This is a genomic window from Faecalibacterium taiwanense (assembly GCF_036632915.2).
GTDB lineage: Bacteria > Bacillota > Clostridia > Oscillospirales > Ruminococcaceae > Faecalibacterium > Faecalibacterium taiwanense.
The window spans coordinates 2,322,338-2,344,445 of the sequence record NZ_CP155552.1; the positions used below are offsets into that span (position 1 = coordinate 2,322,338).

Consider the following 22,108-nt stretch of genomic DNA (forward strand, 5'->3'; position numbering starts at 1 on the left):
TTTTCGTATCATCAGGCACTTTTATCCTGTCAGAGCATGTCCCGGGCGGGATGGAAGGCTCTTTGCTTACAGGGTCTCTACCGTATCAAACAGGTCTTTTGCGGCTTCCACAGCATCCTTGCTGCCAAACACCACCCGCACGCCGTTTGCCATGGCGGCACCCAGCTCTGCGGCCTGCTCCTTCAGCAGTGCGGCATCCACCGCACACAGGGCCTTGCGGTCTGCCGCCATCATTTCATCAGTGATGCCGCAGAAATACCGACGGTCCGTCTCGCGGGCCTCAGCACGCGGCTTGCGGGGGGTGTCCAGCTTGGCCACAGTACCCACAATAAAATCGTTCAGGTCTTTTTCGGTGTACTCCCGTGCTGCCAGTTCTGCCGGACCTTTTGCAAAGGTGTCGTAGCTTTCCTTTACATGGGGGTCGCGGTAGGTGTACAGGTATTCCACGCCGTCCGAGGAGAGCATTCCGGTGCCGTAAGCGCCGCCCACCTCACGGATGTTGTGCCACAGGTATTCGTAGCTCATCACGCGGGCCAGCGCCTTGCGGTCGCTGCGGCGCTCCATGGGCCATACCTGTACATCGTAGTTCACACCGCCGTCAATGATAAACGCTTCGTTCACCGGCGGTGTCAGCGGCTCCACATAGGGCTTTGCCGCAGCGCGGCCCTCGGCAGCAAAGCGGCTGTCCGGCAGCAGAGTGCGCAGCTTTGCAAGGGCATCCTCGCTGCCGTACAGGCTGACCGTCAGCTCCGCGTGCTGCAGCACCTCTGTGCGCAGGGCATCCAGCTTTTCGCCCAGTGCTGCCCAATTGCCGCGCTCCTGCACGCCGCACAAGAACTTGTAATAGCTCACACCGCTGCAGCGTTCACTCACCGCACCGTCCACCGTGTAGTGGGCACTGGCGCGGGTGGCTGCGTATACATTGCCCTGCTGGATGAACTGCTGTTCCATGTTCAACTTCTGCTGGCTCAGCACCCGTGCAAAAGCAGCTTCTGCCGCCGGGCCGGTAAGGGTGGTATCATACAGCCATTCGCCGCCCAGCTCCACAGCCTTTTCCAGACTGCGTTCCAGCAGGCTCAGGCACAGGCTCAGCTTGGCATGGCAGGGTGCACCCTCCTGCCGCCCAGTCCAGATGTCCAGCTGGGTGCGGCTGTCGCCCAGCCATGTGCTGCGCAGAGTGTTCAGTTGCTGAGCGGTGTGTTCGGTGCTGTCCAGCTCGTCCAGCACATCGGTCAGCAGGTCCAGATACGGCATGTCCTCAGGCTTCACATTACCAAGGTCATAGTAGAAGTTCAGGTACAGGCTGCCTGCCGAAGGGTGATGCACCAGCTGCGCACCGGCCAGAAGTTCCCGCTCGCCTGGGGCCGTCCTTGCTCCGTCGCCAAGGTCGGCAACGGTCAGCGGGTGCTCCAGCACAAGCTTGCCGTCGGTGCGGATGGGTTCGCCCTCCTCTTTTTAGGCAGGGTGGGCACCTGCACCACCTGCACCGGAGCCGGTGCAAACAGCTCACGCAGCAGCTCATCGAACCAGCCATCGGCCATCTTTTCCCGCAGGGAAGCAAACAGCCTGTCCGTGTGCAGCAGCAGGGCGGGGTCGCCGGTGTGCAGCCAGCCAGTAGAAGCGTTGATGGCATCCAGCACGCCGTCTGGCAGGGTGCCCGGGCGCTCCAGCGATGCAAACTCTGCTGCGTTCAGCGAAGCCAACAGCAGTTCCTGCGGGATGCCCTCGGCCAGAATGCCGTCCACCGCCTTGCGCACAGCGGCAGCAAACTTGCGGGCGCTCTCCTCGGTGGCACCGCGCAGCACCAGTTCCAGCACCGGCTGCAGGGTGCTGTCGTCAAAGCCAATGTCAATATCTGCGCCCAGCTTTTCGGCCAGCAGCGCCGCCTTCAGCGGGGAGTTATTGGTGCCAAGCAGGGCATCCAGCAGGATCTCCACGCCCAGCTGACGCTCCCGGTCTGCAAAGGCACCGGTGTACCATGCCAGAGCACACTGCACCTCGTCCGGCTCCGGGTTTTCGGTATAGTAGGGCAGTTCCACGCAGGCACCCGCCTGCTCGTGCTGCACGGTCAGCTGCGGACGGCTGGTGCCCTTGGGCATTTTTGAAAGATAATCCCTGTCCAGCAGTTCCAGCTTTTCAGCCATATCCATTTTGCCATAGAGGGTAATGCAGCAGTTGTCGGCGCTGTAGTGGCGGTGATATACTCGCTTATACTTTTCATAGGTCAGCGCCGGGATGCTGGCCGGGTCGCCGCCGGAAACAAAGCCGTAGGCCGTATCCGGGAACATGGCCCGTTCCAGTGCATTTTCCAACTGAGCATCCGGTGCAGCCAGAGCGCCCTGCATCTCGTTGTACACCACTCCGCTCACGGTGCCGTCGGCACTGCGGTGCCAGCCCTCCTGCTCAAACACGCTCTTGTCCACCATGGCCAGCGGGCAGAACACCGCGTTCAGGTAGACATCCATCAGGTTTTTGAAGTCGGTCTCATTGGGCGTAGCGAACGGGTAGACCGTCTTATCCGGGAAGGTCATCGCATTCAGGAAAGATGCCATGCTGCTTTTGAGCAGCTGCAAGAACGGCGAGGTCACCGGGTATTTTTCGCTGCCTGCCAGCACCGAGTGCTCCAGAATGTGGAACACGCCGGTGTCATCGGACGGGAAGGTGCCAAAGCCGATGCCAAACGCCTTGTTGGTATCCTCATTTTCCACCAGCAGCACCGTGGCACCGCTCACATCGTGGGTAAGCACGGTCAGGGTTCCGTGCTGTTCAGGGCAGTCCTCGGTACGCACGAGGGTATAACCGGGAAATCGTTCCATTTCGTTTTCTCCTTTGTGGTTTTGAAATCGTTTGACACTATTGTATCATTCGAGGGCAAAAAACACAATTACCGGTTTGTTAATAATAACCAGAAGGACGATTTTCAACCATTTGCTTCCCGTACAGAGCGTTTTCGCGTAGATTGAGTTTAATGCCTTTTGTAAAAAGCATTACCGCCAGGTATGTTCTCTTTTGGTTGCAAAAGAGAACCAGAAAGGACGGCGGTGCCCGCAGGGCATGAAAGCCCCAGTGGGGCTTTTAAGCCGCAGACCGGTTTGCGCAGCAAATGCTGTGTGTTCAGCACAGCAAGGTCACAGCGATTTCAACGCGCTGGATCCATGAAAAAGGGGCTGCTCGCCCCTTTTAGACCCCAAAGCAGTTAGGCTCCATACAAAAAATCCAAGTCGCTGCGCTAAAGGATTTTTTGTGTTCCGCCGATTTTGAGTCGCTTACGCGACGAGCTGTACGGGTAAGTTTGTGCTTTATCTGCTGCGCGGCTGACAGCGGCAATATGCCGTTTGCCATTGCGCCCTTCCCGTGAAAAAGGAAACAGGCCGGCCCCGCAGGACTGGCTTGTCTGCAAAATTATAAAATAATATTTCCTCTGATATTGCCAAAGCGAAAGCATCGGCAATTTTAAATCGTATTTTTTACACCTGTTTTGCACCCTCAGTCCGGCAGGACACCCGGAACAGCACAAAGCCCACTGCAAACAGCAGCGCCAGCATCCCAATGCCCACATTGGCGCTGCCGGTCAGCTGGCTGCCCACGCTCACGATCATGGTGCCAAGGAAGGACGCACCCTTGCCGCAGATGTCGAACAGGCCAAAGTATTCGCCGGATTTTTCAGCCGGGATGATCTTGGCAAAGTGGCTGCGGCTCAGTGCCTGCACGCCGCCCTGGAACATGCCCACCAGCACGGCCAGTACCCAGAACTGCCACTGGCTGGTCAGGAAGAAGGCAAACACCGCAATGCCGGTGTAGGCTGCGATGCAGACCGGGATAAGCTGGCTGGACGGATATTTTGCGCTCAGCCGACCAAAGATCAGCGCCGAAGGGAAGGCTACGATCTGCGTTACCAGCAGGGCCAGCAAAAGGCCGGTGGTCTCCAGCCCCAGTGCCGTGCCGTAGGCGGTGGCCATATCGATGATGGTATACACGCCGTCGATGTAGCAGAAGAAGGCCAGCAGGAACCAGAACACCTGCTTATCCTCGCGCAGATGCTTGAGGGTGTGGCCGATGCGCACAAAGCTCTGCCGGATGGCGTGCTGCTCTACCTCCACATAGTTGATCTGCTTATAGTTCCGCAGCAGCGGCAGGGTGGTGCCCAGCCACCACACAGCGGTGATGAGCAGCGCCACGGAAAGGGCGGTCATCTGGCTCAGGCCGATGGCCCCGCTGCCCAGCACCAGCGCCAGACACACCACAAAGGGCACGCAGCTGCCAATGTAGCCCCATGCATAGCCCTGCGAAGACACAACATCCATGCGTTCCGGGGTGGTCACATCGCCCAGCATGGAATCGTAGAACACCAGACTGCCCGAAAAGCCGATCTTTGCAAGGATGAAGATAATCAGGAACGGCAGCCATGTAGTGGCAAGGCCCATAGCACAGCAGCCTGCCACGCCCACGAACAGGCAGAGCATGAAGATGGGCTTTTTAAAGCCTCTGGTATCGGCCAGCGTGCCCAAAATCGGCCCCAGCACTGCCGTGATCACCGTGACCACCGAGCTTGCATAGCCCCAGTAGGCCAGATAGTTCACCGGACTCAATCCCCCGGCCTCGGCCAGCGCATTAAAGAAAATGGGCACCAGTGTGGCGATCATCAGCACAAAGGCCGAGTTGCCCACATCGTACAGGATCCATGACCGCTCCAGCGGGGTCACCTTGAATTTTTCATGTTTCATCTTGTTTCCTCTCGCACCGCCGGGCGGTGCCCCCTCTTTTAGATTTCACCATTTAAAATGGCCGCCGCATTCGCTTTGGCCATCTACAGCGGAAATTTTGTTTTTATTTTCGTGTTTGTCGCGCTCTGCGGAGCGCTCCAAACACATTTTCACCAAAAGGGTCGTAGCGGGAAACAGCATCTTTCCCTGCTGGCCTGCATCGACTTGCTCAGAACTCCCCGAAGGTGTGGTCAAAGGCCTTGCTCAGGGGCTGGTCCGTGTCCAGCTTTGCCACAAACTCCAGGATCAGCGTTTCTGCCAGCGGAAGCGCCTGCGCATACAGTTCTTCCAGCCGCTTGCCGCTCTCCACGCACTTCGGGTTCGGCTGCGGATCTGCCACAAGGCCGTGCAGCATGTCGTATTTGCCCACCACCTTCATGCCGGTCAGCACCACCCATCGCTTGACAGGATTGGATGCCTGCAGCAGCCTGTGCACTGAGATCATGCCCTTGAGCGAGTCCAGCGCCACCTGCTCCGAGATGCCCTCGTAAAAGGGCGCGATCGCCTTTGCATTCTGTTCCGACGGATGGATATGGCTGGCTGTGAAAAACTTCAGCGGGTCGTATCCGTCCCGGCGCAGCAGCATGTTGTCAAACTCGGTCTCGATCTCGCAGTGGGTCACACCGCTTTCCCGGGTGAACTGCTCCACATACGGGTGGCAGGTGCTGTCCAGCGCAAAGTGGCACACAAAGCCCAGTGCATAGGCCAGTGCAGCATCCCGGTCTGCCTCACAGTGCACCACCCTGCGCGCCCGGTCAAAAAAGACCCGCCCCGGCTCCTCGTGCATGGCGTTGCCCAATGCACCCACCGGGTTGGACTTGGCAGCATGGTAATAAAACAGCAGGTCCGGCCCGTGCAGGCCGATATCGTAAAGCTCACGGTTCTGTTCCAGCTGAGCACGCAGTTCATCCGGCAGATGTTCCAGCACATTGGTGCCAAAGCGGCGGTGTGCATAAGTTGACGGCATGGCAGATTCCTCTCTTTCTCTCCGACAGGGTGCACAAAACGTCCCCCGGTTTTTGCGTTCTGTTTCAGTATAGCAGAAAGTTTCCCGACCTTCTACCCTTTTACGTCTGATTTTGGTAAAAAATTTGAATTATTTTGTGTTTTCGGCCAGTGGGCAGGCCGCGCAGCAAAAAAGGCACAGCCATCTGCAGACAGCTGTGCCTTCTCCCTTAAAATTCAGACTTTTTCGTAGCCCTGCGGCATCTCGTTCTTCCGGTTGCGGTCCATCAGGGTGCGCAGCGCGTCGCTGGCGCTCATGCCCTCCTTCACGATGGCGTTCACCGTCTGCACAATGGGCATTTCCACATTGTACTTTGCTGCCAGCTCCATAGCGGCAGGCAGTGCATTGATGCCCTCCACCACCATGCCGACCTCCTTCACGGCCTGCTCCGGGCTTTTGCCCTTGCCGATCAGAATGCCCGCACGATTGTTGCGGCTGTGCATACTGGTCGCCGTCACGATCAGGTCGCCGATACCGGCCAGACCCGCAAAGGTGTGGATGTTGCAGCCCATGGCCACGCCCAGCCGGGCGATCTCGGCAATGCCGCGGGTGATGAGGGCTGCGCGGGCGTTGTCGCCGTAGCCAAGGCCGGTGGAGATGCCAACACCCAGCGCAATCACATTCTTCAGCGCGCCGCTCAGCTCCACGCCCTTGATGTCGGCGTTGGTGTACACACGCATACAGGTGTTGCTGAACACATCCTGCACATACTCGGCAGCGGCTTCATCCGGGCAGGCCGAAACGATGGTGGTGGGCAGATCCAGCGCCACCTCTTCGGCGTGGGTGGGACCGGAGAGCGCTACCAGCTTTACCCCTTTGGGGCCGCCCTCACGGTTCAGCTCGTCGGCGATGACCTCGGTCATGGTATATAAGGTGTCCGGCTCCATGCCCTTTGCAACGTCCACAAGGATCTGGCCGTCCGGGATGTAAGGCCGGGCCTTTGCCGTGGTGGAGCGCACAAATACCGACGGCACTGCAAACAGCAGCACGTCCTTGCCGGTGCACACTTCCTCAATGCTCTTGGTAAACTGCAGCTCTTCCGGGATCTTCATGCCCGGCAGATTGGGGTGCACCCGCGTAGCGGAAAGGTTCTCCACCTCAGCCGGAAGCGCCGACCACACCTGCACATCATTGCCGCTGACACACAGCATCCGTGCCAGAGCCATGCCCCAGGTACCTGCACCCAGAACGCCAATTTTTTTCTTCGTCACGTTCGTGTCCTCCGTGTCTGCACCGCGCAAAGGGCACTGCACCCTCTGCGGTGAATTTGCGCCTGTGCCGGGCCAAGCCCGGTGCGCGTTGTTATGTTCATTGTACACGAAAGCCGGTGCGCCGTCAACCGCTTGCCGCATTGCACAAAGTTTTCCAGATGGGTCGTCCGTTTTTGTACACATCACGCGTTTTGAGCAAACCGTTTGCACTCCATCCGGATTCATGCTATAGTATTCTGGTAGGTTTTGTAGGAATTTTAGAAAAAGCCCTTGACTTCAAGCGCACTCCAAGCCTTATAATACCTTTGTTCTTACGATTTACAAAGTATTTGAATACCGTTCTGAGGGAACATTTTTCATGTTTGAAGCATTTCTTTCCAACCGTACGGTCAGCGTGCTGGCGGAGGCCCTGCCCCGTATCCTTACGGCAGGCCTTACCATGACCATCCCGCTCACGCTGGTCTCCTTCTTTTTTGCCATGATCATTGCCGTGGCCGTTGCGCTGGTGCAGTACGCCAATGTGCCGGTGCTGCGGCAGATCGCGCGGTTCTACATCTGGGTCATCCGCGGCACACCGCTGCTGGTGCAGCTGTTCATCATCTTTTATGGTCTGCCCAGCGTGGGCATCATGCTGGACGCTTTCCCTGCTGCGGTCATCGCCTTTGCCTTCAACGAGGGTGCCTACTGTGCCGAGACCATGCGCGGCGCACTGGAAAGCGTGCCGCAGGGCCAGCTGGAAGCCGGTTACTGCGTGGGCATGAGCTGGTGGCAGATCATGCGCCGCATCGTGCTGCCGCAGGCCCTGCGCACCGCAGTGCCCGCCCTCTCCAACTCGCTCATCGGCATGATCAAGGACACCTCGCTTGCGTCCAATATCACAGTAGCTGAGCTGTTCATGGCCGGTCAGCGCGTGGCCGCCCGCACCTACATCTTCCTGCCCATCTACTGTGAGGTGGCCGTGGTGTATCTGCTGTTCTGCACGGTCATCACCAAGCTGCAGGCACTGCTGGAGCGTCGGCTCAACGCCCACGGCTTCCAGTAAGAAAGGAGTGTGGCAACCATGTCCATGTTAGAGATCAAAAACGTCCACAAATCCTTTTTCACCTACACAAAGCCCCGCCTGCAGGCAAGCATCTTCCACCGGCCCGGTGCACGCAAAGTGACCAGCGAGCTGCAGGTGCTGCGCGGCGTGGACCTGACCGTGGAAAAGGGCGATGTGGTGGCCATCCTCGGCCCCTCCGGCTCCGGCAAGACCACCCTGCTGCGCTGTCTGAACTTTCTGGAGACTGCCGACGCAGGCCAGCTCACCTTTGACGGTGAGACGTTCGACCTTGCCCAGGCCAGCCGTGCCGACATTGCCCGGCTGCGCAAAAAGACGGCCTTTGTGTTCCAGAGCTACAATCTGTTCCGCAACAAGACTGCCCTGCAGAACGTGACCGAGGGCCTCATCATTGCCCGCAAAATGCCCAAAGAGCAGGCGGATACCGTTGGCATGAAGATGCTGGAAAAGGTGGGCCTTGCCGACCGAGCCGACTACTATCCGCGCCAGCTTTCCGGCGGCCAGCAGCAGCGCGTGGCCATTGCCCGGGCACTGGCCTCCGACCCGGAGATCATCTATTTTGACGAGCCGACTTCGGCCCTTGACCCGGAGCTGACTGGCGAAGTGCTGGCCGTGATGCGGCAGCTGGCCGAAGAGGGCATGACCATGCTGGTTGTCACCCACGAGATGGGCTTTGCCCGCAATGTTTCCTCCAAGACCGTTTTCATGGAGAACGGCGTGGTAGTGGAGCAGGCTCCCTCGCATGAGTTTTTCGCCAACCCCAAAGAGGAGCGTACCCGCGAATTTTTGCGGAAGATCGCTCACACCGAGTGAGGTTTAACCAACTCCCCCAGTCTGCTTCGCAGACAGCCCCCTCCGGGATGGGGCCTTTGGCAAAACCAGAAAGTCTCCCTCTTTGCCTGAAGGAGTTTATTTCACAAATATTTTTATAGAGAAAAGGGAATCCAACTATGAAACGCAGAACTTTTATTTCTCTTATGAGCGTCATGGCCGCTGCCGGCGTGCTGACTCTGTCCGGCTGCTCCAATTCTTCCGGCAGCACCGCTGCTTCCGGCACGGCCGCCTCTGTGGCTCCTGCTGCCGGCGACCAGCTGTCCAACATCCAGTCCAGCGGCAAGCTGATCGTCGCCCTGGAAGGCGCATGGCAGCCCTGGAGCTACCACGACGAATCCGATACTCTGGTGGGCTACGATGTGGAAGTCTCCCGCGCCATTGCCGAAAAGCTGGGCGTGGAGCCGGAGTACGTCGAAAGCGACTGGGACAGCCTGTTTGCCGGTCTGGACGCAGGCCGCTACGACATCGTGTGCAACGGCGTGGAAGTGACCGACGAGCGCGCCAAGACCTATGATTTCACCGAGCCCTACGGCTACATCCACACTGCCCTTGCCGTCCGCAAGGATAACGACGAGATCACCAGCTTTGAGGACCTGAAGGGCAAGACCACCGCCAACAGCCTTGCTTCCACCTACATGGAACTGGCCGAGAGCTATGGTGCCACCGTACAGGGCATCGACACGCTGGAAGAGACCATCCAGCTGCTCACCGCAGGCCGCATCGACGCCACCCTGAACGCTGATGTTTCCTTCTACGATTACCTGAACGTCCATCCGGACGCAGATTTCAAGCTGGTGGCCCAGACCGAGGACGCCTCCCACGTTGCCATTCCTCTGCGCAAGGGCGATGCCAGCGCCACCCTGCTGGATGCTATCAACACCGCCATTGAGGAGCTGCGTGCCGATGGCACCCTGAAGGAGCTGAGCGAGAAGTATTTCGGTCAGGATATTTCTGCGGAGAACTGAATCATTTGAATGCCCTCCGCTTTGCTCTGGGCATTTTCAGCGGTAAATTTATTTTAATATTGCAAACCCCGGCAGACTGCGGTCTGCCGGGGTTTGCCTTTTCACGGGAAGGGCCATAACTGGCAAATGCATCAATCGCGTTTTTTCAGCTCTGCACATTCATTGCATCTGAATGCAAAAAGCTCTCCCTTTCGGGAGAGCTGGCATCGCGCAGCGATGACTGAGAGGGTTTTATGCGTGAAAATATGCGTAGATGATCTGTGCCGTCTGTTTGCCCACGCCGGGGGTATTTTCCAGCTGGTCAGGCGTGGCTTCCTTCACCGCGCCCACGCTCTTGAACTGGGCCATCAGTGCCTTTGCCGTTTTGGGGCCGATGCCGGGGATCTCCGTCAGGGTGGAGGAATAACTCTTCTGCTTCATCTGCTGCTTGCGATAGGCATTGGCAAAGCGATGGGTCTCGTCCTGAATGGCCGTGATAAAGGTAAAGGTGCCCCGGTTCATGTTGATGGCAATTTCCCGGCCGTCGCTGTCCACAATGGCGCGGGTGCGGTGGTGGTCATCCTTCACCATGCCGTAGAGCGGCACATCCGCAAGGGCAGTCCCGGCCAGTGCATCTTTTGCCGCGCTCACCTGCCCCCTGCCGCCGTCCATCAAAAGCAGATCCGGCTTCTGCCCGAACCAGTTGCTGCAGGGTTCTCCCTTTTTGCAAGCTCTGCGTACTTTTCGTACTCTGCTGCCCGCCGGGAGACAGTCTCTGCCAGTGATGCATAGTCGTCAGTGCCCGCAACGGTCTTCATCTTGAACTTGCGGTAGCCCGCCTTGTAGGGCTTGCCGTCCTTGAAGGTGACCATGCCGCACACGCTGGAGCCATCGCCCCAGTTGGAGATATCGTAGCTCTCAATGGCACGGGGCGGCTTTGCAAGGCCCAGCACCTGCGCCAGCTCGTCCAGCAGCTTTTCCTCCCGGGCATAGCGGCCGCTCTCCCGGGCAAGACGCTCCACCGCATTGGTGTGGGCCATCTCCACCAGATGGGCCTTATCGCCGCGCTGGGGCACGTACAGCTGCACCTCATTGCCGCGCTTTTCGTTCAGCGCCTGCTGCAAAGCGTCGCTGTCCGGCGGCAGCTCGTCCACCGCAATGATCTTGGGGATCTGTTCGTCATCCAGATAATACCGGGGCAGAAATTCCTCCCGCACGGCGGCAATGTCCGAGGTATCGTGGAACAAAAACTCCCGCTTATCGGTCAGCCGTCCGTCCCGGAAGCGCAGCACCGCCGCACACACGCTGTCCGGCGTGCCTGCCAGCGCCACCACATCCATCTCCACATCCGGGTCCACAATGACCTTCTGCCCGGCGCTCACCTTGGTGATGGCTGCGATCTGGTCCCGCAGCAGGGCCGCCGTCTCAAATTCCAGCCGGTCCGAGGCCTCCTGCATCCGCTCGTTGAGGATCTTCAGGATGTCCTTTTTGCCATAGCGAATCAGGTGCACGGCGCTCTTGACGGCCTGATTGTAGTTTTCGCAGCTGATCCTGCCGCTGCACACTGCCATGCACTTGCCGATGTGCGCATTCAGGCAGGGGCGTCCTTTGCCGATCTCCTGCGGGAAGCGCTTATTGCACCTTGGCAGCAGAAAGGCATCCATGGCGGTTTCTGCCATCTGCCGCGCCGCAAAGCTGGAGGTATAGGGGCCGATATACTCGGCATCGTCCTCCTCCTTTTGCAGCACGAAGGAGAGCCGGGGCCATGGCTCCTTTGTCACCTTGATATAGCTGTAGCCTTTATCATCCTTGAGCAGGATGTTATACTTCGGCGTGTGGGCCTTGATCTGGCTGGCTTCCAGCACCAGCGCTTCAAACTCGCTCTGGCAGACGATCACGTCAAAGGCATAGGCATGGGCGATCATCTGGCTGACCTTGTTGTCGTGGGGCACGCCCTCGCGGAAATACTGGCTCACCCGGATGCGCAGCCGCTTTGCCTTGCCTATATAAATGATGGTGTCCGTCTTATCCCGGATGATATACACGCCGGGCAGCAGCGGCAGCATACAGGCTTTCTGATACAGTTCAGCTTTGGTCATGGATTCTCCTTGAAAAACAAAAAGCGGCAGGTTCCCCCGCCGCTCCATTTATAGACACAAATTACTCAGCAAAACCGGACTCCACCAGCTTGATCAGGCCGTCAACAGCAGCCTGCTCATCAGCGCCGTCAGCGATGATGCGGATGGTGGTACCGCCCACGATGCCCAGAGACAGAACGCCCAGCAGGCTCTTTGCGTTCACGCGGCGTTCTTCCTTCTCGACCCAGATGGAAGACTTGAACTCGTTAGCCTTCTGGATGAAGAAGGTAGCCGGACGAGCGTGCAGACCAACCTGATTTTCAACGGTAACTTCTTTCACGTACATAGTAAAGCGCTCCTATCTAATATCGTTTTGGGTATAGAATCTGTATCCTGTGCCTGTTGCGTTACGATTATTTTAGCGCAAGTCGAAACGGTTGTACAGCCCCCCGGCGCATTTTTGGCGGTTTCTCCAATGAAAAGCGGCCCATTTTTCATTATTTATACAAAGATAATAAAATTATTCCCCGAAGGTTAGAGGGTAGATACAAAAGTTTTCAACATTTTTTCGACCGTCGGGCAATATCTCGGCCGTTTTTGTGCGTTTCCAGCACCATACCCTCTGGCCCGAGCATCCATTTTCGTGCCTTTTTCGCTGTCCGATGCACCTGCAGCTGCCGCCCGGAGTTACTTCTGTGCGCTGCCCTCGTACCGCATCCAGACCAGAGCACACTTTTTCACCACAGCCGGATATTGCTCCGGCGTGAACTCCAGCTCGGTGCCGCTGGTCAGCTTCCAGCCCATGCGGGTGTAAAGCGCTATGGCGCGGGTGTTGGTGTTCAGCACGCTCAGCACCGGGTGCGGGTGCTCCGGCAGCTTCCTGCGGGCAAAGTCCAGCATCTTCATGCCAATGCCCCTGCCGCGGGCTTTTTCAGTGACGAACAGATGTTCGATGTGCCCCACCTTGTGGTTGATGCTCACGATGCCGTCCGGCACATCCTTGGTGGTGTGCAGGTAGCACACCCAGCCTGCGGCCTTTTCCTGCCGCAGCTGCAAAAGATATTCTTCCTCGTTGAGGCTGGCACAGTATTCCGGGGTCCAGTTCTCGGCACAGGTGGTGCGGCGGCCCTCCACAAAGATGCGGGCGGCAGCAGCAAACTGCTCGTCGGTCTTGACAAGGCGCATGTTCTCGCCGCGCTTCCACTTGGGCAACTCGGTCACAGGGTGGGTCTCACACCACTTCTCGTACAGCTCCGGGCGGCGCAGGCGGGTGCGCTCCCGGCTCCGTTCCCCGCGCCATGCATCGATCTTCTGGTGGTCGCCGCCCAGCAGCACCTGCGGCACGGCGCGGCCTTCCCACACCTCGGGGCGGGTGTATTGGGGATACTCCAGCAGGCCGTCCCAGTAGCTTTCTTCCTCGTAGCCCTTCTGCTCAGCCAGCACGCCGGGCTTCAGGCGCAGCACACTGTCCGCCACCACAAGGCTGGCCAGCTCGCCGCCGGTGAGGATGTAGTCACCGATGGAGATCTCTTCATCCGCAAAAGCATCGATCACACGCTCGTCGATGCCCTCATAGTGGCCGCATACCAGTGTCAGGTTATCGTACTGGGCCAGCCGCTTTGCGTGCTCCTCGGTGTAGCGCTGGCCGCCTGCCGTCAGGAACACGATATGCGGGGCCGGACGGCCCTGTGAAGCCACTTCCTGCTGCACAGCACGCAGGCAGTCTGCGATGGGCTGAGCGTACAGCACCATGCCGCAGCCGCCGCCGTAGGGGTAATCGTCGGTCTGCTTCTGTTTGTTCAGGGTGTAGTCCCGGATCTGGTGGCAGTGGGTCTCAATAAAGCCCTTCTTTGCCGCGCGCCCGATGATGCTGGCATCCAGCACCTGCTGGCACATTTCCGGGAACAGGGTCACGATGTCCACACGCATTCCCATGGCTCACTCTTCCTCCCGTTCGCTGTCAAAGTCATCGTCCAGCAGGCCCGGAATGGGGGTAACGAGGAGATAGCCCTCCGGCGGGTTGCGCTCTTTCAGAAAAGCATCCACGCCCGGGAACATGTATTCCTTGCCGTTCGATGCTTTGACGGTGTAGATATCCTGTGCACCGGGGTGATCCACGCTGGTCACAACGCCGTACACCCTGCCGGTGTCAGCATCCCGCACTTCGCACCCGATCAGGTCGGCCACATACCAGCGGCCTGCGGGCAGGGTGGCATCATTGCGGTCAAAGTAGAACACCTGCCCCCGCAGCGCACGGGCAGCATCCATATCGTCCACGCCTTCCAGCTGCAGCAGAGCCATCTGGCCCTGTGCGCGGATGGACACGATCTTATAGGCCCTGCCGCCCTGTGCCGAGGGGTACAGCCTGCCCACCTTTTTCAGAAAGTTGACGCCGTCGCACCAAAGCTCCAGCTTCATTTCGCCGCGCACGCCGTGGGTGGTCACGACCTTGCCCGCTTCCAGATATTGCTGCATAATCTTGCTCCTATAATCAAAAAGGCCCCTTGCCGCAAGGGCAAAGGGCCTGTAGGGTGCTCAGTCGATCTCAACAAGGACCTTTTCATCGACCCGCACAGCAGCCGCGCGCATCACCACACGAATGGCTTTTGCGATCCGGCCCTGCTTGCCGATGACACGGCCCATATCTCCCTCTGCCACGCTCAGGTGGTAGACGATGGTGCCGTCCTCGCGAGGCTCGTCCACCGTGACCTTAACGGCTTCCTTATCCTCCACGAGACCGCGGGCAACTGCCAGCAACAGCTCCTGCATGAGTCAGCCCTCCCTACTTACAGAACGTTGGACTTCTTCAGCAGGACGCGAACGGTATCAGTGGGCTGTGCGCCGTTGGCGATCCACTGCTTTGCCTTCTCAGCGTCGATCTTGATCTCGGAAGGCTCCTTGTTGGGATCGTAGGTGCCGATCTCTTCGATGAAACGGCCGTCACGGGGGAAGCGGCTGTCAGCAACAACAACACGATAGAAGGGAGCCTTCTTGGCGCCAACGCGGCGCAGACGAATCTTAACTGCCATGGTAAATATCCTCCAAAAATTGTTTTGTGCGGCCCTTGCGGGCGCATGTTGATTATATTGTACAAACCCGCAAGGGGGTTGTATCACAAAAATTATTTCAGTCCGCGGAAGGCATTGGGGTTGCCCATCATGCCGCCCAGGCGGCGAGCAAAGCCCTTGGGGCTTTTCTTGAACTGCTTCATCATCTTCTGCATCATTTCAAACTGCTTGAGCAGCTTGTTCACGTCGGCCACGGTGGTACCGCTGCCTGCTGCAATGCGGCGCTTGCGCTTGGGGTTGATGATGGAGGGCTTCTCGCGTTCTTCCTTGGTCATGGAATAGATCATGGCCTCGATGCGGTCGAACGCCTTTTCATCGACCTGACTGGGATCGATGCCGCTGCCGCCAGGCAGCATGCTCAGCATCGCGCCTGCACCGCCCATCTTGCGGATCTGTGCGAACTGGTCCAGCATGTCGTTCATGTCGAACTTGTTCTCCATCATCCGCTTTGCGGTCTCTTCGGCTGCCTTTTCGTCGGCCGTCTCCTGCGCACGCTCGATCAGGCTCAGCACATCGCCCATGCCAAGGATGCGGCTTGCCATGCGGTCCGGGTGGAACACATCCAGATCGTCCAGCTTTTCGCCGGTGCCCTGGAACTTGATGGGCTTCCCGGTGACGGCCAGCACCGAAAGTGCCGCACCGCCGCGGGTATCGCCGTCGGTCTTGGTGAGGATGATGCCGTCGATGCTCACCTTCTCGTTGAAGGTCTTGGCAACGTTCACGGCATCCTGACCAGCCATGGCATCCACCACCAGCAGGGTCTCGTCCACAGGAACGGCTTCCTTGATATCCACCAGCTCCTGCATGAGCACATCGTCGATCTGCAGACGGCCGGCGGTATCCAGGATCACGATATCATTGCCGTAATCCTTGGCGTGTGCCAGCGCCTTCTTTGCAATTTCCGGCGGCTTTGCGCCCGGCAGGGTGAACACCGGTGCGCCCGCCTGTTTGCCCACCACCTGCAGCTGATCGATGGCCGCAGGGCGGTAAATATCGCAGGCCACCAGCATGGGGCGGCGGCCCTGTTTGATAAAGTACTTTGCCAGCTTTGCGGCGTGGGTGGTTTTACCGTTGCCCTGCAGGCCGCAGAGCATGATGATCGTCTGGCCCTTGTTCTTGATGTTCAGGCGGGCCGCTTCGCTGCCGCCCATCAGAGCAACCAGCTCTTCGTTGACGATCTTGACCACCTGCTGTGCCGGGGTCAGGCTTTCCATGACCTCCTGACCCATGGCGCGCTCGGACACCTTTGCACAGAAGTCCTTGGCAACCTTGTAGTTGACATCGGCTTCCAGCAGGGCCATGCGCACCTCACGCATCGCGGCCTTGATATCTGCCTCGGTCAGCTTGCCGTGACCGCGCAGCTTTTTGAACACACCGGCAAGGCGGTCGGTAAGGGATTCAAATGCCATTGTACGGTGCTCCTTTCACAGGTTTCAGCTCTCGTTTGCTTCGTCGATGGAGCGGATGAGCTTTAACATTTTGGTCAGCTGGTGTTCGTACTCTGTGGTGGTCAGGCCCTGCGGGCCGGTGCACTCGAACCGTGCATCGATCACCATTTGCTCCAGCTCTTCCAGCTTCTGCTGCACGCGGCGGTAACGCGCCGCAAAGCCGACCTTTTCCTCCAGCTCCTTCAGCGCGTTCTCGCCATGCTTGATGGCATCCCGCGCACCCTGACGGGTGATGCCGAAGTTCTCGCCGATCTCGCTCAGCGAAAGGTCATCGTTGTAATACTGGCGCAGCATTTCGCGCTGTTTCTCGGTGAGCACCTCGCCGTAAAAGTCCAGCAGATAGCCCATTTCCAGATCTTTTGCCATCCTCTGATCCCCCGGTTTTGTGCCTGTACTTTCGAGAAGTGATGTAAAGTTCATTTGCTTTACGGATGAAGTATAGCAGATGCACCGCATCCTGTCAAGAGCCTTTCGGAGATTTTTCCAGAAAATCTGCCAAAAATTCGCCGTTTTTGCTAAAACGCATCTTGACGCGCGCAGTCCTTTTGCGTTAGGATAATATTGTTGTATCCCATGAAAGGAGGGTCTTCGTGCCGATCTACCCCAATTTTTACCAGACGCTCAGCGCCTGCCCCATCGTGGAGCTGCGCGGCTATGCTGCCGCCTGCGGGCTGAAGGGACGGCTGTATGCCTATCTGGACTTTGCAGGCCCCACCGGCACGGCCCGGGACGGCCTTGCCGAAGGGATGCTGGCCCTTGCCATTGAAAAAAAGAAGCTGATCTCCGGTCAGCCCATCATTGAAGCGGCCTCCGGCCCGTTTGCCGCTGCGCTCACGCTGGCGGGCCTGACCGCCGGTCACCCGGTGGTTCTGGTGATGCCGGAGGATGCCCCCGCCCTGCGGCAGGAGACCCTGCTGCGGCTGGGTGCGCAGATCCGCCACAGCCCGGCCCGCAGCGGTGTGAACGGTGCCCGCCGTCTGGCGGCACAGACCGCCGCCGCCAACGGCTGGTACTACATGGACTGGCTTGCCAACGATGATAACCCGGAGTACCACCGCCGCGTTACCGGCCCTGCCATTGTGCAGAGCATCGCGCGGGAGGGCAAAAGCGCCGTGGATGCTATCGTGATCGGCGTGGGCAGCGGCGGCACCGTGACCGGTGTGGGCGAGACCATCAAGGCATGGACGAACGATGTGCGCATCGCCGCCGTGGAGCCTTACGAATCGCAGGCGCTGGGCGGCGGCCTGACCGGCCCCCACGGCATCAGCGATCTGGGCTACGGCTTTGTGCCGGAAAACTTCAACGCCTATGTGGTGGACAACGTGGTGGCGGTGAACACCACCGACGCGCAGCGGGCCGCGCAAAAGGTGCTGCGCACCGATGCCATCCCGGCTTCGGTGGCATCCGGTGCCGTTTTGCAGGCGGCCGCACAGCTCATCCATGTAGGTGCCAGCCGCTCTGCCCTTGCCATCCTGCCCGGACGGCAGATCGTAAATACATTATAAGGAGAAATCATAGCGTTCCCATGACAAACGACATGACAAAGGGAGCCATTACACCGCTCCTGATCCGTTTTACCATTCCGCTGGTACTTGGCAACCTGTTCCAGCTCACCTACAACGCCGCCGACAGCATCATCGTGGGCAAGTTCGTGGGCGAGGAAGCTCTTGCCGCCGTCGGCACTTCCAACCCGCTCATGACTCTGGCCATCCTGTTTATCAACGGCATGTGTCTGGGTGCCGGCATTCTGGTCAGTACCGCATTCGGTGCCGGTAATGCCCAGCTGATGGAGCGTCAGGTATCCACCACCGCCATTGCAGGCACCGTGTTCTCGCTGGCATTCTCGGCGCTGTGCGTCATTCTGGCCACGCCCCTGCTGCAGCTGATGCAGGTGCCCGCCGATATCCTGCCCATTGCGGTCAGCTACCTGCGCATCGTGTTTGCAGGCCTGATCTTCACCTTCTTCTATAACTTCCTTGCCGCCACCATGCGTGCACTGGGCGACAGCAAGAGTGCCTTGTATTTCCTGATGATCAGCTCTGTGCTGAACATCGGCGGCGACCTGTTCTTTGTGCAGGTGCTGAACTGGGGCAGCAACGGCTGCGCCCTTTCCACCGTGGTCAGCGAAGCACTGTGCTGCGTGCTGTGCGTACTGTACATCCGCTGGAAGGTGCCCATCCTGCAGCTGGGCAGGCGCTGGCTGGTGTTTGACGGCAAGCTGCTGCGCAAAACGGTCAGCTACGGCTGGGCCAGCGCCATGCAGCAAGCCACCGTGCAGCTTGGCAAGATCGCGGTGCAGGCCATCGTGAACACCATGGGTGTCAACGCTATGGCTGCCTTTACCGCTGCTTCCCGCATTGACGACTTTGCCTATACCCCGCAGCAGAACATCGGCCACGCCATGACCACCCTCATGGCGCAGAACCGGGGTGCCGGCAAGCACGACCGTGTGAAGCAGGGCTTCCACTGCGGTATGCGCATCGAGGCCGCTTACGGCGTGCTGATCGCCGTTGTATGCTTTGCCGGTGCGCCCTTTATCATGAAGCTGTTCGTCACCGACCCGGAGGTCGTCCATCTGGGCGTGCGCTTCCTGCGCACGGTTTCCCTGTTCTACCTGATGCCCGCTTTCACCAACGGCATTCAGGGCTTCTTCCGCGGCATTGGCGATCTGAAGGTCACGCTGGTGTCCAGCACCTTCAACATGGTGTTCCGTGTGGCGGCAGCTGCGGTGTTCGTGCTGGTGTGGAAAATGGAGATCGAAGCTCTGCCTTACAGCTATGCGGTGGGCTGGGTCGTCATGCTGCTCTACGAGCTGCCCATGCTGGTTCGGTATCTGCGCAGCCATGGAGACGAATTATAATCGTTTTATTTGATTTGTGATACGAAAAAGGCTCTGCATCGCAAGGATGCAGAGCCTTTTTTCGTATTAAACTTACTTGCGGCTTGCCAGCAGATTCTCGATCTTCTTCAGCGGGTCGATAATGCTGGAAACAGACATGTCGTGGTTCAGAGCCACCACAAAGTATGCAGCGTACTTGGAAACATCCACATCCACATACCAGTCGCGGGTGAGCAGCTCAGGCATCCGGTAGGTCAGGTTGGTGCCCACAACATAGGTCAGCTTGCCCTCGGCCACAGCCTTGTCGAACTTGTCCAGACCGCTGGTGAACAGGGGGAAGGTGGCGTTGGCGATGATGTTGGCAGCGCCGCGCTCCTTCAGGTTGCTGGCGACCTCCAGCATGCTCTCGCCGGAAGCAATGATGTCGTCTGCGATAAAGACGGTCTTGCCTTCCACGCTCTCGCCCAGATACTCGTGGGCAACGATGGGGTTACGGCCATTCACCACGCGGGTGTAATCGCGGCGCTTGTAGAACATGCCCAGATTGCAGCCCAGCACGCTGGAGAAGTACATGTTGCGGTTCATGGCGCCCTCGTCCGGGCTGACCACGGTAAACTTGCTCTTATCAAAGGACAGGTCCGGGTCCTTCTTCAGCAGGCTCTTCAGCACCTGATAGGTGGGCATTGCGTTATCAAAGCTCATCAGCGGCACAGCGTTCTGCACGCGGGGGTCATGAGCATCAAAGGTGATGATGTTGCGCACACCCATGGTCTGCAGCTCCTGCAGGGCCACAGCGCAGTCCAGACTTTCGCGCACCACACGGCGGTGCTGACGGCCGCCGTACAGGCTGGGCATAATGACCGACACACGGTGTGCCTTGCCGGCCACTGCCTGGATCAGGCGCTTCAGGTTGGCGAAGTGATCGTCCGGAGACATGTGGTTCTCGTAGTTGAACAGCTTGTAGGTCACACTGTAGTTGCCGGGATCGACCACGATGAAGATATCGTCGCCGCGCACCGACTCCTTCACCAGACCCTTGGCATCGCCACTCTGGAAGCGGGGGCAGTCGCAAGGAATAATGAAGGTCTCTTTGTCAATTCCGGCAGCCTTGGCCCAGCGGACCAGATGCTTGTCGATCAGGCCGGTCAGTTCCTCTGCACCGGGGCAGGAGATCAGCCGCATATCTGCCACGCTGGGCTGCTCAAAGAACGACTTCGGGGAAATTTCAATAGACATAGTCATAACTCCTTATTGCTGTTTACGATCCGTATCATGCACACAAGAGCGCATATCTGGTTTTATTTTATCACATTTCGTCGATTCTGCCATATCAATTTGTTTCATGTCAGGATTTTCTGCGCCTTGCACAGCTGTTTTTCTTTTTTCTCAAAGAGAATGTGTGTTTTCGACAAAAAGACAGCCGATTCTTTGCCATTTCGCAAATTTCGGCTGATTTCCGTGGAAAAGTAAGACTTTTCTTTGTCTGAGCAGTCTCCCGGGATCGCTCTTCCGGGAGATAAAAATGCAGTGTGCCGGGCAGCGGAGATGCTGCTGTTTTCGCTCGTTCGCCCTCCCCGGCAGAGCCGCAAAAACAAAGGCATCTGCAACAAATTTGCTGAGCTTCAGAAGCTCAGCAGCGATCGTTGCAGATGCCTTCTTATTTTATATGATTGCGATAGATGCTTTGTGTTCCGCTTACAGGGCAGCGACCGCAGCCTTCAGGGCATCCATGCGGTCGGTGTTCTCCCACTTCACGCCCAGATCCTCGCGGCCCATGTGGCCGTATGCGGCCAGCTTGCGGTAGATGGGCTTGCGCAGGTCGAGTTCGCGGATGATGGCGGCGGGGGTCAGGTCGAACACCTTCTCCACAGCCTGCTCGATCTTCTCATCCGAGACGGTGCCGGTGCCGAAGGTGTCCACCATGATGGACACAGGCTTTGCCACGCCGATGGCGTAGGCCACCTGCACTTCGCACTGCTTGGCAAGACCTGCAGCCACAATGTTCTTTGCCACCCAGCGGGTCGCATAGGCAGCGCTGCGGTCCACCTTGCTGGGGTCCTTGCCGGAGAAGGCACCGCCGCCGTGACGGGCATAGCCGCCGTAGGTGTCCACGATGATCTTGCGGCCGGTCAGGCCGGTGTCACCCTGCGGACCGCCCACGACGAAGCGGCCGGTGGGGTTGATGTAGTACTTGGTGTTCTCGTCCAGCAGCTCGGCGGGGATGGTGGCCTTGATGACCTTCTCCATCACATCGGCACGCAGCTGTTCCATGCTGACGCTGTCGCTGTGCTGGCTGGAGATGACCACAGCATCCACACGCACGGGCTTGTTGTTCTCATCGTACTCCACAGTGACCTGGCTCTTGCCATCCGGACGCAGATAGTCCATCTCGCCGTTCTTGCGCACCTCGGTCAGGCGCTTTGCCAGCTTGTGAGCCAGACTGATGGGCATAGGCATCAGCTCCGGGGTCTCATCGCAGGCATAGCCGAACATCATGCCCTGATCGCCTGCACCGCCCACCTGATCGTTGGTGCCCAGTGCGATGTCGGGGCTCTGGCCGTCGATGTTGGAGATGACGGCACAGGTGTCGGCATCAAAGCCGAACTTTGCGCGGGTGTAGCCGATATCTGCCACCACCTCGCGGACGACCTTCTGGAAATCCACATAGCAGTTGGTGGTGATCTCGCCCATGATGTGCACAAGGCCGGTGGATGCACAGGTCTCGCAGGCCACACGGGCATCGGGGTCGTGGGTCAGAATTTCGTCCAGAATGGCATCCGAGATCTGGTCGCAGATCTTGTCGGGATGTCCTTCGGTGACGGACTCAGAAGTAAACAGGTGTCTTGCCATTTGTTTT

19 protein-coding genes and 1 pseudogene are annotated in these 22,108 nt (G+C 58.5%); 5 read left to right on the forward strand and 15 right to left on the reverse strand.

Going from position 1 to position 22,108, the window contains the following annotated elements:
- Positions 1–66 precede the first annotated feature (66 nt).
- The 5 genes from PXT33_RS11460 to PXT33_RS11480 all read right to left on the reverse strand — a co-directional run bounded on the left by PXT33_RS11460 (position 67) and on the right by PXT33_RS11480 (position 6,935).
- On the reverse strand, positions 67–1,416 hold the full coding sequence (locus tag PXT33_RS11460; RefSeq protein WP_347070328.1) for a hypothetical protein: 1,350 nt from the start codon (positions 1,414–1,416) through the stop codon (positions 67–69).
- Positions 1,398–2,816, reverse strand: a complete 1,419-nt coding sequence (locus PXT33_RS11465) for an insulinase family protein (protein ID WP_347070329.1) — start codon at positions 2,814–2,816, stop codon at positions 1,398–1,400. The genes PXT33_RS11460 and PXT33_RS11465 overlap by 19 nt, the downstream gene beginning before the upstream one ends.
- Positions 2,817–3,467: 651 nt before the next feature.
- The gene (locus PXT33_RS11470) at positions 3,468–4,724 is read right to left on the reverse strand and encodes an MFS transporter (protein ID WP_332376590.1); all 1,257 of its coding nucleotides are present in this window, start codon (positions 4,722–4,724) and stop codon (positions 3,468–3,470) included.
- Between the two features lie 208 nt (positions 4,725–4,932).
- Positions 4,933–5,730 carry a zinc dependent phospholipase C family protein gene (locus tag PXT33_RS11475; protein WP_097781521.1) on the reverse strand — a complete coding sequence of 266 codons (798 nt, stop codon included), beginning with the start codon at positions 5,728–5,730 and terminating at the stop codon, positions 4,933–4,935.
- Between the two features lie 215 nt (positions 5,731–5,945).
- Positions 5,946–6,935 carry an NAD(P)H-dependent glycerol-3-phosphate dehydrogenase gene (locus tag PXT33_RS11480; protein WP_343252055.1) on the reverse strand — a complete coding sequence of 330 codons (990 nt, stop codon included), beginning with the start codon at positions 6,933–6,935 and terminating at the stop codon, positions 5,946–5,948.
- A 403-nt stretch (positions 6,936–7,338) separates the two neighbouring features.
- On the opposite strand from PXT33_RS11480, the gene PXT33_RS11485 reads away from it, so the two are divergent.
- The 3 genes from PXT33_RS11485 to PXT33_RS11495 all read left to right on the forward strand — a co-directional run bounded on the left by PXT33_RS11485 (position 7,339) and on the right by PXT33_RS11495 (position 9,839).
- Positions 7,339–8,022, forward strand: coding sequence for an amino acid ABC transporter permease (locus PXT33_RS11485; RefSeq protein WP_097775067.1), 684 nt, complete (start codon positions 7,339–7,341; stop codon positions 8,020–8,022).
- An 18-nt stretch (positions 8,023–8,040) separates the two neighbouring features.
- Positions 8,041–8,853: an amino acid ABC transporter ATP-binding protein gene (locus PXT33_RS11490; RefSeq protein ID WP_223388895.1), complete on the forward strand. Its 813-nt coding sequence runs from the start codon at positions 8,041–8,043 to the stop codon at positions 8,851–8,853.
- A 137-nt stretch (positions 8,854–8,990) separates the two neighbouring features.
- The gene (locus PXT33_RS11495; protein ID WP_294648061.1) at positions 8,991–9,839 is read left to right on the forward strand and encodes a transporter substrate-binding domain-containing protein; all 849 of its coding nucleotides are present in this window, start codon (positions 8,991–8,993) and stop codon (positions 9,837–9,839) included.
- Positions 9,840–10,070: 231 nt separating this feature from the next.
- Here PXT33_RS11495 and uvrC read toward each other — a convergent pair.
- The 8 genes and pseudogenes from uvrC to PXT33_RS11535 form a co-directional block, all read right to left on the reverse strand.
- Positions 10,071–11,917: pseudogene (gene uvrC / locus PXT33_RS11500) on the reverse strand (excinuclease ABC subunit UvrC).
- Between the two features lie 61 nt (positions 11,918–11,978).
- Entirely contained in the window at positions 11,979–12,242 is a 264-nt protein-coding gene (locus tag PXT33_RS11505) for an HPr family phosphocarrier protein (RefSeq protein WP_005920365.1), read from the reverse strand.
- 341 nt (positions 12,243–12,583) lie between these two features.
- The gene (gene trmD / locus PXT33_RS11510; RefSeq protein ID WP_332376598.1) at positions 12,584–13,831 is read right to left on the reverse strand and encodes a tRNA (guanosine(37)-N1)-methyltransferase TrmD; all 1,248 of its coding nucleotides are present in this window, start codon (positions 13,829–13,831) and stop codon (positions 12,584–12,586) included.
- A 3-nt stretch (positions 13,832–13,834) separates the two neighbouring features.
- On the reverse strand, positions 13,835–14,371 hold the full coding sequence (rimM, locus tag PXT33_RS11515; protein ID WP_332376599.1) for a ribosome maturation factor RimM: 537 nt from the start codon (positions 14,369–14,371) through the stop codon (positions 13,835–13,837).
- Positions 14,372–14,431: 60 nt separating this feature from the next.
- Positions 14,432–14,665, reverse strand: coding sequence for a KH domain-containing protein (locus tag PXT33_RS11520; RefSeq protein WP_005934928.1), 234 nt, complete (start codon positions 14,663–14,665; stop codon positions 14,432–14,434).
- Positions 14,666–14,682: 17 nt separating this feature from the next.
- Positions 14,683–14,925, reverse strand: coding sequence for a 30S ribosomal protein S16 (gene rpsP / locus PXT33_RS11525; RefSeq protein ID WP_005944692.1), 243 nt, complete (start codon positions 14,923–14,925; stop codon positions 14,683–14,685).
- Between the two features lie 92 nt (positions 14,926–15,017).
- On the reverse strand, positions 15,018–16,373 hold the full coding sequence (ffh, locus tag PXT33_RS11530) for a signal recognition particle protein (protein WP_120080934.1): 1,356 nt from the start codon (positions 16,371–16,373) through the stop codon (positions 15,018–15,020).
- A 24-nt stretch (positions 16,374–16,397) separates the two neighbouring features.
- Positions 16,398–16,778 carry a sigma factor-like helix-turn-helix DNA-binding protein gene (locus PXT33_RS11535; RefSeq protein ID WP_097775061.1) on the reverse strand — a complete coding sequence of 127 codons (381 nt, stop codon included), beginning with the start codon at positions 16,776–16,778 and terminating at the stop codon, positions 16,398–16,400.
- A gap of 224 nt (positions 16,779–17,002) precedes the next feature.
- On the opposite strand from PXT33_RS11535, the gene PXT33_RS11540 reads away from it, so the two are divergent.
- Both PXT33_RS11540 and PXT33_RS11545 read left to right on the forward strand, forming a co-directional pair.
- On the forward strand, positions 17,003–17,917 hold the full coding sequence (locus PXT33_RS11540; protein WP_097781517.1) for a pyridoxal-phosphate dependent enzyme: 915 nt from the start codon (positions 17,003–17,005) through the stop codon (positions 17,915–17,917).
- Between the two features lie 20 nt (positions 17,918–17,937).
- Entirely contained in the window at positions 17,938–19,272 is a 1,335-nt protein-coding gene (locus tag PXT33_RS11545) for an MATE family efflux transporter (RefSeq protein ID WP_332376600.1), read from the forward strand.
- A gap of 72 nt (positions 19,273–19,344) precedes the next feature.
- Here PXT33_RS11545 and PXT33_RS11550 read toward each other — a convergent pair whose 3' ends face one another.
- Both PXT33_RS11550 and metK read right to left on the reverse strand, forming a co-directional pair.
- Positions 19,345–20,487, reverse strand: a complete 1,143-nt coding sequence (locus tag PXT33_RS11550; protein WP_207698383.1) for a ribose-phosphate pyrophosphokinase — start codon at positions 20,485–20,487, stop codon at positions 19,345–19,347.
- 459 nt (positions 20,488–20,946) lie between these two features.
- Positions 20,947–22,101 carry a methionine adenosyltransferase gene (metK, locus tag PXT33_RS11555; protein ID WP_332376601.1) on the reverse strand — a complete coding sequence of 385 codons (1,155 nt, stop codon included), beginning with the start codon at positions 22,099–22,101 and terminating at the stop codon, positions 20,947–20,949.
- Positions 22,102–22,108 lie beyond the last annotated feature (7 nt).